The sequence below is a fragment of the Pseudomonas sp. IT-P218 genome (assembly GCF_949767605.1).
Lineage (GTDB): Bacteria > Pseudomonadota > Gammaproteobacteria > Pseudomonadales > Pseudomonadaceae > Aquipseudomonas > Aquipseudomonas putida_AE.
On sequence record NZ_CATKQQ010000004.1, the window covers coordinates 116,224 to 127,903 of the forward strand.

An 11,680-nucleotide genomic window follows, 5' to 3' on the forward strand; every position below is an offset into this window, starting at 1 on the left:
ACGAGGGCGGGAGGGTCGTATTCACTGGATTTGGCAATTTGAAGTCCGAGTGGTTACTCGTAAAACGTTACGTTCGGAGTACAAGGCTCGTGAAGATATCAACCGATATGAGGCACGCTAGAACAGCGTAACGCGCCACAACTACAACAGTTAGCACTCACCGGTAGCGCCAGAAAAGTTAGCGGCGCGAAAAATAAAAAAATTATCCGAGATCACTGGACTATGTTAAACCAGCTCCTACAAAGATCGTACGAGATCGCAGGAACTGGCGGAGCATGGAGGTTGGCGGTATCAGTCAAAGATCTCGACGATACCCACGACAACGTTGTCGCTGTTGGTGACAGCCAGGGCACGAATCTTGTTGTCAAGCATGTAGGTTTCCGCTTCGGAAAGCTGCGCATCATCCTTAATGGTGTGCGGGTTGGCGGTCATGAAGTGGGCAACGGTGGTGTGGATCACACCTTCGTCTTCGAGCAGTGCGCGACGCAAGTCGCCGTCGGTAACTATACCGACAAGGACGCCCTCTTCCATGACCACGGTCAGGCCCATGCGGCTTTGAGTCATCACCAGCAGGCAATCGTGGAAGCTGGTGGCCGGGGTGACGATGGGTGCCGGGGAGTGCATGACGTCGCTGACGCGAGTCAGCAGTTTACGACCCAGGCTGCCCCCGGGGTGGTAGCGGGCGAAGTCCATCGGCTTGAATTGAATGGCTTCGATCAAAGCTACGGCCAAGGCATCACCCATGGCCATGGTCGCCAGGGTGGAAGTAGTCGGTGCCAGGTTGTTTGGGCACACTTCTCGCTCGACGGAGATGTCCAGCCAGATGTCCGCGTGCTTGGCCAGGGTCGACTTTCCGTTGCCGGTCATGGCGATGATTTTGTTGCCGAAGGATTTCAGGCTCGGAATCAGCTTGATGAGTTCTTCTGTCTCGCCGCTGTAGCTGATCAGGATCAGCACGTCGATCGGCTTGAGCATGCCCAGGTCGCCGTGGAAGGCTTCAGCCGGGTGCAGGAAGAAACTCGGGGTACCGGTAGAGGCGAAGGTCGCGACCATCTTTTGCCCGATCAGGCCGGATTTGCCCATGCCGCACACGACGGTGCGACCTTTGCAACCGAGGATCAGCTCGACTGCACGCTGGAATTCGCCATCCAGGCGCTCCGCCAGCTGACTGATTGCTTGCGCCTGCGCATAGAGCGCTTCTTTGGCAATTGGAAGGTGATTCATGGGGACCTTATCGCTCCTTGATTTTGAAGGCGCGTATGGTAACGGCTCAATGTCAGGGAGGGAACGAGGAAGTCCCTCAGTCTGTAGGAAATTTCCCAAATCAGGCGCGTTGCGCGCCACATAATTGGCAATCAGTGGACGGAATCCGTACTATCGCGCCCCTTCTGGTCAACTGTTACGGAAAGTGGGCAAGGATTGCGACGCCTTCACTTATGTGTCAGGCAGAAAATGGATTATTGCTTACAGTTGGAACGCATGGGTACCGAATCGAATAGCACAACACTCGCCAGCAGCAGGAATACCTTCTGGTTAAGTCGCTCCACGCTGGAAAAACGCTTGAGCTTTTCCCTGCCTGTTTACCAAGCTGATGATTTCAGCATCGTCACCACCGACCTGGCATCCAATGCATCGTTCGTGAATTACGTTCGCCATCACCGGCTGACGCATCTCGCTACCGGGGCCACGGTGGATGTGATCGAGAAATCGATTCGCAAAATTCTCTTTATCACCAGCCTCGAGTCGCGCTTCTATCGGGAGCGCAACGTACTGAGCGAAAGCGTTCACTTCAAGCATCCAACGTGCCTGGGCGTGATTGAGACGCCGTGGGAAAGTCTAATATTTACCAGCTACATACAGGGCCGCCCGCCCCGCATGTCGTCTATCGCAAAGACCGTGGCACCGGGCATTGCCGAGATCGAAGCACTGTCCAGTCTTCATCTGAACCTTGCTTCCTCGTGGCAGGCACCCAAGTTTTGGACCATGGATTTCTTTCGGCCCTGGTATATGCTGCGGTCGCGCTTCAATTACGAGCGCTATTTGCATTCCCTTGAAGAACTGGCCCGAGACGATGACCGTTTTGCCGACCTGCCCCGCCGACTTCGCGCGTTGCGGCCAATATTGCGCCGTGAGGCCAATGGGGCAAAAAGGGGTCAGCGCTGTTTTTGCCACATGGATTATTTGCGCAAGAACTTTTTCCTGTCGCCTCAGGGTCTACAAATGATCGACTGGAGCGAGTTCAAGGTTGGGCGTGTCGGATTTGACGGTGGCTCCTATCTCAGCGCGGTGTTTAGACGCAGTGACATGGAACGCTTTATGACAGTGCGCGAGGAGTTCCTCGCGACCTATCTAGAGGTACTGGACACTCGATTCGACCAGCAGCAGGCATTGCGCAACCTCAATTATTTTTTCCTGCAGAATTCCCTTTGGCATTTCCTACGCCCCAAAACGATTGCTGACTATCAGCGACGGGGCAAGTTGGATCTGTTGCATGAGAAGTATGAATATTTGTTGGCGATGCCAGTGACATCGGGCCGTTAGGCGATTCGGTACGCACGCTCTAGGTTCCACGTTCGTCGTTTGACGTGAAGACGCCTCCGCTGGCAAGCCCGCTCATACAAGGTAGGAAATTGATTTTCTGCGGTTGTCAATCGCGCTGTGAGTGCCACGAATGCCGCTCATCGGGCGGATGGTTAGCGGGCCTGCAGGCGTTGAGCGCAATTTCAATCTATGTACAAAAGCGATCAGAAATTACCTACATTTTTGTGAATGCCACCCTCCATTTGTATTATCATTCGCGCCAAATTTCATTGAGCATTTCCTGCAGGCACACGCAATGATGCATGCCTGACTGATGAGTGCGCCCGATATGGATATCCGCTGTTTTTTATGGACTATGCCGCTCCACCGCGTCGCTCTTTGCTGATTTTGTCCAAAGGTGCACAACAGATCCCTACCCTCCCCGCCTTGCTGCCCGAGTATCGGCTGCTGTGTGGAACGGTGGGCGACATTGCCCGGGCCGATGACGTGTTGGCGTGGGGACGCAAACCCAGCGCGCTACGTGCAAAGGCGGCTGCCGACGCTGCCGGGTTGCCGCTGATTACGGTCGAAGACGGTTTTTTGCGCTCGGTGGGCCTGGGTGCTGAAGATCCGCCGCTGTCGCTGATCGTCGATCCGCTGGGCATCTACTACGACGCCAGCGGTCCTTCTCGTCTCGAACAATTGATTCCGCTGCCGCTGACCCAGGCACAGGTGCTGCGTGCCCGCTCCTTGCAGGCGGGCTGGTGCGAAGAGCGTGTGTCGAAGTACAACGGGGCGCGGATCGAGGCCTGTGTATTGCCGCAGCCATGCGTGCTGGTCGCTGATCAGACCCACGGCGATGCCTCGTTGCAAGGTGCCAGCGCCGCCGATTTCCAGCGCATGCTCGACGCCGCGCTGACCCGCCACCCGCAGAGTACGGTGATGGTCAAGGTCCATCCGGACGTGGTGGCCGGGCGCAAGCAGGGGCACTTCGACCTTGCGGCGTTGCGCAAGCAGCCACGGGTGCAGGTGATCAGCGATAACGTGCACCCCGCCGAGCTGCTCTCAGCCGTCCAGGCGGTGTATGTGATGACCTCGCAATTGGGCTTCGACGCCCTGTTGTGGAACGTGCCGGTGCACACTTTTGGCATGCCGTTCTATGCCGGCTGGGGTTTGACCCTTGATGCGCTGCCCGCCCCTGAGCGACGCCGACCAGTCAGTCTTGAGCAATTGCTGCATGCCGCGCTGGTGGAATACCCGCGTTACGTCGACCCGGAGACAGGCACGCCGTGCCAGGTCGAGACGGTGCTGGCGTGGCTGGGTCTGCAGCGACGGATGCGCAGTCGCTTGCCGCAAAGCCTGCACATGGTCGGGTTCAGCAAGTGGAAACATCCGTTGGTGGAGGACTTCTTCAACGGATCACTCACTCAGTTTGCTCCACTGCCCGCAGACTCGAATGCGGACGTGGTGACCTGGGGCTGTCAGCATGACCTGGCAATTGCCCAACAGAACAACGTCAGCCACCTCGGCCGCGTCGAAGACGGCTTCCTGCGCTCCGTCGGCCTCGGCGCGAAAAAAACCCGCCCGTTGTCCTGGGTGTTCGACGACCTGGGCATCTACTACGACGCCACCCGTCCTTCCCGTCTGGAACACATCTTGCAAAACGAGCCGTGTGAACCGGGCTTGTTGCAGCGCGCAGCGGCCTTGCGCGAAGCGATCTGCGTGGCCGGCGTGACCAAGTACAACCTGCCCGGCACCCCGTGGAAACGCCCCGCCGGGGTCGAACGGGTGATTCTGGTGCCGGGCCAGGTGGAGTCCGACGCGTCGATTCGTTATGGCGCGCACCGGATCCGCCGCAATCTGGATTTGCTCAAGGCGGTGCGCAAGCGTCATCCGCTGGCGTGGCTGTTGTACAAGCCGCACCCCGAAGTACTGGCCGGCACCCGCGAGGCCGGCGAAGACGAAGAACGCACCAGCGACTGGTGCAACCAGGTGGTGGGCGATGTGCCTTTCCACTCACTGTTGTCCGAGGTCGACGAGGTGCATGTGCTGACTTCGCAATCGGGATTCGAAGCCTTGTTGCGCGGCGTGCCGGTGACCACTTACGGCCAGCCGTTTTATGCCGGTTGGGGGTTGACCGTGGATCGCGACCTGAGCCCGGACGTCCAGGCGCGCCGCACCCGGCGCCTGAGCCTGGATGAGCTGGTGGCCGCGACCCTGATCCGCTACCCGACTTATGTCAGCCGCATCACCCGAAAATTTACCACTCCTGAACGTACGTTAATCGAGATCCAGAACTGGGATGAAGTACCAACGCAAGGAAGAACTCCAACATGGCGAGAGATGATTCAGCGTTTGCTCCTTACGGTTTTGAAACCACGCCTCAGGAAATCCTAGTTCCCCGTCAGCGCTCCCTGCGCCCGGTGCCGGCCAAACCGCGCAACTCGTTCCTGTTTTTGCAGGGCGTCAGTTCGCCGTTTTTCGCGCGACTGGCCCAAGCCCTGCGCAACGAAGGACAACGGGTCAAGTCCGTCAGTTTCAACATGGGCGATACCCTGTACAGCAGCGGTGCGCTGGAGTTTTATTCGGCGCGCCCCGAGCAGCTGGCGGATTTCTATAGCCACTGCTTCAAGACGGAGAACATCACTGATGTTGTGCTGTTCGGCGATTGCCGTCCGGTGCATCAGCCGGCGGTGGAGCTGGCCAGGTCGCTGGGCATTCGCGTGCACGTGTTCGAGGAAGGTTACTTCCGCCCCTACTGGATCACCCTTGAGCGCAACGGCGTGAACAATCACTCGCTGCTGCCCCGGGATCCGGAGTGGTATCGGGAGGTGGGCAAGTACATCCCGCGTTATCACAACGGCAATGCATTTCGCCTGTCCTTTGCCTCCCGGGCCCTGCACGACGTGATGTATCACGTCGGCGGCGCGCTGAACAAAGTGGTGTTCCCCCATTACAAGACCCACGCGCCGTTCAACGCGGCGGTGGAATATGCGGGCTACATTCGCCAGGGCATTCGCCTGATGAGTGCCAAGGGCCGCGACTCCGAGGTGATCAGTGAGGTGGCGCGCAATCGCCACCGCACCTTCCTGTTGCCCCTGCAGCTGGACAGCGATGCGCAGATCCGCGACCACTCGCCGTTCCGGCACATGAAGGATGTGCTCAAGCACGTGATGGGTTCATTCGCCCGCCATGCCGGCAGCGATGCGCGACTGGTGGTGAAGAACCATCCGCTGACCCCCGGTATCGTCAATTACCAGCGCATCACCCGGCGCATTGCCCACAAGCTGGGCATCGCCGACCGCGTGGACTTCATCGAAAGCGGGCACATGCCGACGCTGCTGTCCCACGTCGCCGGCGTGGTCACGGTCAACAGCACCGTGGGTGGCTCGTCGCTGATGCACAACGTGCCGACCATCGCCCTCAGCGACCCGATCTACAACCTCAAGGGGCTGACCCACCAGGGCGGCCTCGACGAGTTCTGGAACCACCCGGAACCACCTGACTCCACGCTCTTTCAACGCTTTCGCAGCACGGTGATTCACACCACGCAGGTCAACGGCGGCTTCTATACCCGCTGTGGCATCGACATGGCGGTGAACAACTCCCTGGAAGTGTTGATGGCCAAAACCTCGAAAATCGAACAGTACCTATGACGCTGCACAAGTCTCCACGCTGCATTCTCATCACCGGTGCCACAGGCGGCATCGGCGGTGCCCTGGCGCCGGCCTATGCGGCGCCGGGGGTGACCCTGATCCTGCAAGGCCGGCGCCTGGACCGCCTGGAAGAAATGGCCGCGCAATGCCGTGCCCTCGGTGCCCGGGTGTTGCTGCAGCCACTCGACGTGCAGGACCTGGAGGCCTTGCGGCGCTGGATCGGCGAGATCAGCGTGAGCGAGTCTCCGGACCTGATCATCGTCGGCGCCGGGGTCAACACCTCCACCGGCGACAATGGCGAGGGTGAAATTTGGGAGCTGTCCCAGGCGCTGATCGAAATCAACGTGCTGGCGGCATTGGCCACGGTGCAGGCGGCGTTGCCGTTCATGCGCGCGCGCAAGTCCGGGCAGATCGCCCTGTTCAGTTCGCTGGCGGGCTGGCGCGGGCTGCCCGCCACCCCGAGCTACAGCGCCAGCAAGGCAGCGATCAAGGCCTACGGCGAAGCCATGCGCGACCTGGTGGCGGCGGACGGGGTGAAGATCAACGTGATCATGCCCGGCTACGTCGAATCGAAAATGTGCTTTGAAATGCCCGGGCCCAAACCCTTGCTCTGGGCTCCGGAGAAAGCCGCGCAAAGGATTCAGCGTGGCCTGGCGGCGAACCAGGCGCGGATCAGTTTTCCGTTCCCGCTGAACCTTGGATGCTGGGCCCTGGGGGTTATCCCGCCACGGCTGTCGTCGATCATTTTGCGGTGGCTGGATTACGGTGCCTGATGTGTTGAGTAGTGCGTTTGGTCTGGTGGTGGTGTTCGGTTTTGTCCTGTCGTGCGCCTTCGAAAAACTTATGGTGCCCTGCCCCGGCTGGCGTCGTCCGTTGCGCGCGTGGCTGTTGCATGCCGGCGCCTGGGCGTTCGCCGTCGGCTTGCTGTACCTGATCACCGGCCGTGCCTGGTTCAGCGCGGTGAACGTGCTGGCCCTGTGGCTGTTGATCGTGCTGGTGAGCAACGCGAAATATCATTCGCTGCGCGAGCCCTTCGTCTGCGCCGACTTCGAATACTTCAGCGATGCGGTGCGCTATCCGCGCCTGTACCTGCCGTTCTTCGGTATTGGTAAAGCTATTGGCCTGGCCTTGCTGTTTGTCGTCTATCTGGCTTGCGGGCTGTATTTCGAACCGGTTGGCGCCAACGCCCGCGCCGTGGCGACGGGCACCTTGCTGGTTGGGTTGGCACTGCTCTGGCTGGGCGGATTGAAGCCGTTGCAACCGACCTTCGACGCTGCACTTGACCTGGGTCGCTGGGGCCTGGCGGGCAGTTTGTGGACGTACTTTTTTGCTGCCCGGCGTCCCGTAGCGCTGGCGTCATTGAACTCGCCGTTTCTTGGCGAGGAGGCACTCCCCATGGCCGATGCCACCCTGGCGGACCTGGTGTCGGTACAGAGCGAATCGTTTTTCGATGCGCGCCGACTGTGGCCCGGCATTCGTGGGCAGGTGCTCAGCCAGTTCGACACCTTGCGCGGTGAAGCGCTGGCCCAGGGTCGGTTGCAGGTGGCGGCCTGGGGGGCCAACACGGTGCGGACCGAGTTTGCCTTCCTGACCGGGATCAAGGTCGACCAGCTCGGCGTGCACCGCTTCAACCCCTACCGCCATCTGGCGCGCCAGGGCGTTGCCAGTATCGCCCTGGAACTCAAAAGCCGAGGCTACCGCACGGTGTGCGTGCATCCTTATGTGGGCAGTTTCTACGGTCGAGACAAGGTGTTGCCGGCGCTGGGCTTCGACGAATTCATCGACGTGCGCAGCTTCACAGAGCAGCAGAAGGCCGGGCCGTTTATCGGTGACTGCGCGGTGGCCGACAAGATCAGCGAGCTGCTCGATGCCCCGGGTCGCACGCAGCCGTTGTACATCCATGCCATCTCCATGGAAAACCACGGGCCGCTGCACCTGGAAAGCGTCGCGGCAGCCGATCTCGGACAATGGTTCGACCGTCCCCTGCCTGAAGACCTGCGCGACCTCGCCCCGTATGTGCGCCACCTTGGCAACGCCGACCGCATGCTCGGCCAGTTGCGCGAACATTTGCTGGCGCGCGGCACGCCGACCGGGCTGTGTTTCTTCGGTGACCATGTGCCGATCCTGCCCGACGTCTATGGCGCCCTGGGTGAGCCGGATGGCGATACCGAGTACTTCATCTGGTCCAATACCGCACGTAACGGAAGTGCCCCTGCGGACCTGGGTGTCGAGCACCTGGCCAAGGCGTTCATCGACCACCTGGCGGCGGCACGCGATGCAGCGTGAGCCCGTGCAGATCGTCCTTGCCTCCAGTACCTCGGAGCGCACGCCTGCGATTGCACGGTGGATCAGCTCCGGGCGCGGCTCGCTGGCGTTCATCCTTGGCGACGAAGATTGCCGTTTCCGCCTGTTGGCGGACGGGATCAATTGGGACCGGGTGTTGCTTGCCTATCGCAGTGATGGCGCCGTCGGTTATGCGACGTTCAAACACCATCGACGCGGGCCGTTTTCACCTGGGTTGCGGCCCTTCGTGCGTGAGTTCGGCCGGTTGGGCGGCACGCTGCGCTACGGGCTGTTCATGATCAGCGAGTGCCGCGAGTGGTCCTACGGGTTTTACCTGTACGGCTTGCGCGTGCACAAAGTCGCCCGCCGCCAGGGCGTCGCCAGCACCTTGTTGCAGGCGGTGTTCAAGCAGGCGCTGGGCAGCGGCCATGAAAAGATCGAGCTGGAAGTGCAGGCGAAAAACCTCGCCGCCCGGGCGTTTTATGTCCACCACGGCTTTGTGTCGATACGTACCAAGAGCTGGCTCAGCCGCCTGATGCCGATCCCCACGGTCATCAATCTGCGCCGCAGGTTGTCGCCCCGCCCATGAGTGCCCACGAAATGCATCGACCCGTCGCCCTTGAGTCTCTGGTGGAAGGCCCCGGCTGGGTGGGCATCATGTCGCAGTGGGTGATGTGGAAGGTCTTTCACCTTAGCGAATTCCTGGACCCTGAAGGGACGCCGCAGTGGCTGTGGCGACGCGGTCAACAGCGGCCGGCGGGATTGAAGGCGATTTCCGGGATCGGCTACAAAAGCTCGTCCGACCATGCCCGGGTGTTGTGCAAGCGCTGGGGTATTCCCTATGTGGCGCTGGAGGACGGCTTCTTGCGTTCTTCGTCGCTGGGGGTGGAAGGCGATACGCCAATGTCGATGGTGGTCGATCCGATCGGTATTCACTACCTGGCCGATCGGCCTTCGTTGCTGGAAAACATTCTGCAGGCGCCTCACAGCCTGAGCGCAGAGGATCTGGCCACCGCGCAGGAGTTGATTGCGCTGATGCGCAGCAGTGGCATCGGCAAGTACAACAATGCGCCGGACCTGGGTGATGACGATCCGCTGGGTCGGGATCGGCCGTTGGTGCTGGTGGTGGATCAGACCTACGGCGATTTTTCGATTCCCGGTGGCGGGCTGTGTGAAGCGGACTTTATTCGGATGCTCGATGCGGCCCTGGCGGAAAATCCCGAGGCGGATGTGCGGGTGCGGATTCACCCGGATTGCGTCAACGGCCACAAGAAGAGCTGCCTGCTCGATGCCGCGCTCGAGCGCGGCCTGGTGCTGGAGAGTCGTCATGTGTCCTGGGCCTCCCTGGCGCGCCGGGCCCAGCGGGTGTATGTCGGCACCAGCCAGGCCGGGCTTGAGGCGTTAATCCAGGGCATCCCGGTGACCTGTTTTGGCCTGCCGTTCTATGCCGGTTGGGGTTTGACCGATGACCGCCTGGCCCTCCCCCGCCGCCAGGCACGCCCGACCCTGGAGCAATTGGTGGCAGCGGCGTATATCCGCTATTGCCGTTATGTCGACCCGTTGACCGACCAGCGCTGCGACGTCATGACTGTGGCCCGGCAATTGGCTCGGCAGAAGCAGCAGGACAGCCGGTTTGCCGGGAGCGTGACGGTGGTTGGCGTGCCTCGGCGTGAGCGGTCGGCGATGCGCAGGTTGCTTAATAGCCGCTGGGGGGTGTTGACGTTTGCTCGCGATAACGCCGAGTTGCTCCCGGCGGTGGCTCGTGAAACGGGCAAGTTGTTGGTGTGGCATACCTTTGAATCGAGCGACCTGAAAGCCCGGGCCGAGGTCCATGGCGTGCCATTGTGGCGTATTCGACCGGACTCGCTGCAGTTGCCGTGCGGTAATGAACAATCCCTGGCACAGATCCGTGGATTGCCTTGCAGCCCGCAACAGGCTCGAGCTCACAACGCCCGCCCGAAAACCAGCCTGCTCGAGGGCTGTGCACGGTATCGACAGGTTCGTCGGTACCTCAAGGGTATGCTCTGACGATTGTCGGCTGTCTTGATTCTTGTATCGGGCTTGAGGGCCCCTTCGCTGGCAAGCCAGCTCCAATTACAAAAACATCGTGGCAATGCCCGGGACCTGTAGGAGCCGGCTTGCCGGCGAAGGCGGTCTTGAATTTTGTATTTGGCTTGAGGGCCCCTTCGCTGGCAAGCCAGCTCCTACAAGAACATTGTGGCAATGCCCGGGACCTGTAGGAGCCGGCTTGCCGGCGAAGGCGGTCTTGAATTTTGTATTTGGCTTGAGGGCCCCTTCGCTGGCAAGCCAGCTCCTACAAAAACATCGTGGCATTGCCCGGGACCTGTAGGAGCCGGCTTGCCGGCGAAGGCGGTCTTGAATTTTGTGTTGGGCTTGAGGGACCCTTCGCTGGCAAGCCAGCTCCTACAAAAACATCGTGGCATTGCACGGGACTTGTAGGAGCCGGCTTGCCGGCGAAGGCGGTCTTGAATTTTGTGTTGGGCTTGAGGGACCCTTCGCTGGCAAGCCAGCTCCTACAAAAACATCGTGGCATCTGGCTTAGTCATATCCGGAACCAAACCTTTTCAATGGCAAATTTCCCGCGCACTAGCCTTACCCTTTTCGACCGAGAAAGGAGGGCAAGGGATTGTCCATTCGATCACATGCCAACCATCTGCGCTCCGGGCGCTACTCGCAGTCCGGACAGATATACCTGCTCACCGCCGTTACCCGCCTGCGCGAACCGCTCTTCAGCGATTGGCGTGTCGGACGGTTGGTGGTCGAGCAATTTCGTCAGGCCCAGACAGAGGAGCAGGCCAATTCCCTGGCCTGGGTGGTGATGCCTGACCACTTTCACTGGCTGATCGAGCTCCAGAACAACACGCTGGCTGGCTTGATGAGGGCGACCAAATCCCGCTGCGCGAGGGCCGTGAATGCCCGCTTAGGTCGCTCGGGGCAGATGTGGCAGAAAGGTTTCCATGACCGGGCGATTCGTCGCGAAGAGGATTTACGGGCCGTGGCGCGTTACATCATTGCCAATCCATTGCGGGCTGGCCTGGTCAGGCGGGTACACGATTATCCATTGTGGGACGCCATTTGGTTGTAGGAGCCGGCTTGCCGGCGAAGGCGGTTTTGAATTTTGTGTTGAGCTTGAGGGACCCTTCGCTGGCAAGCCAGCTCCTACAAAAAACATCGTGGCATTGCACGGGACCTGTAGGAGC

9 protein-coding genes are annotated in these 11,680 nt (G+C 60.4%); 8 read left to right on the forward strand and 1 reads right to left on the reverse strand.

What is annotated here, in order from left to right; all coding sequences use genetic code 11:
• Positions 1–291 precede the first annotated feature (291 nt).
• Complete coding sequence (locus tag ACM6I6_RS03485; RefSeq protein ID WP_274077698.1) at positions 292–1,224, reverse strand: KpsF/GutQ family sugar-phosphate isomerase; 933 nt, start codon at positions 1,222–1,224, stop codon at positions 292–294.
• A gap of 255 nt (positions 1,225–1,479) precedes the next feature.
• Between ACM6I6_RS03485 and ACM6I6_RS03490 the strand changes: the two genes are divergently transcribed.
• From ACM6I6_RS03490 to ACM6I6_RS03525, 8 genes are all read left to right on the forward strand, one after another.
• Positions 1,480–2,541: a phosphotransferase family protein gene (locus tag ACM6I6_RS03490; protein ID WP_414919411.1), complete on the forward strand. Its 1,062-nt coding sequence runs from the start codon at positions 1,480–1,482 to the stop codon at positions 2,539–2,541.
• Positions 2,542–2,889: 348 nt separating this feature from the next.
• Positions 2,890–4,917 carry a capsular polysaccharide biosynthesis protein gene (locus tag ACM6I6_RS03495; protein ID WP_414919412.1) on the forward strand — a complete coding sequence of 676 codons (2,028 nt, stop codon included), beginning with the start codon at positions 2,890–2,892 and terminating at the stop codon, positions 4,915–4,917.
• Positions 4,854–6,176, forward strand: a complete 1,323-nt coding sequence (locus tag ACM6I6_RS03500) for a capsule biosynthesis protein (RefSeq protein WP_414919413.1) — start codon at positions 4,854–4,856, stop codon at positions 6,174–6,176. The genes ACM6I6_RS03495 and ACM6I6_RS03500 overlap by 64 nt, the downstream gene beginning before the upstream one ends.
• Positions 6,173–6,949 (forward strand): SDR family NAD(P)-dependent oxidoreductase, encoded by a 777-nt coding sequence (locus ACM6I6_RS03505; protein WP_414919414.1) that lies wholly within the window; start codon positions 6,173–6,175, stop codon positions 6,947–6,949. The genes ACM6I6_RS03500 and ACM6I6_RS03505 overlap by 4 nt, the downstream gene beginning before the upstream one ends.
• A gap of 4 nt (positions 6,950–6,953) precedes the next feature.
• The gene (locus tag ACM6I6_RS03510; protein ID WP_414919415.1) at positions 6,954–8,462 is read left to right on the forward strand and encodes an LTA synthase family protein; all 1,509 of its coding nucleotides are present in this window, start codon (positions 6,954–6,956) and stop codon (positions 8,460–8,462) included.
• The gene (locus ACM6I6_RS03515) at positions 8,452–9,048 is read left to right on the forward strand and encodes a GNAT family N-acetyltransferase (RefSeq protein WP_274077704.1); all 597 of its coding nucleotides are present in this window, start codon (positions 8,452–8,454) and stop codon (positions 9,046–9,048) included. The genes ACM6I6_RS03510 and ACM6I6_RS03515 overlap by 11 nt, the downstream gene beginning before the upstream one ends.
• An 11-nt stretch (positions 9,049–9,059) precedes the next feature.
• Complete coding sequence (locus tag ACM6I6_RS03520; protein WP_414919416.1) at positions 9,060–10,487, forward strand: capsule biosynthesis protein; 1,428 nt, start codon at positions 9,060–9,062, stop codon at positions 10,485–10,487.
• A gap of 619 nt (positions 10,488–11,106) precedes the next feature.
• Positions 11,107–11,565, forward strand: a complete 459-nt coding sequence (locus ACM6I6_RS03525; protein ID WP_323627919.1) for an REP-associated tyrosine transposase — start codon at positions 11,107–11,109, stop codon at positions 11,563–11,565.
• The last annotated feature ends 115 nt before the right edge of the window (positions 11,566–11,680 follow it).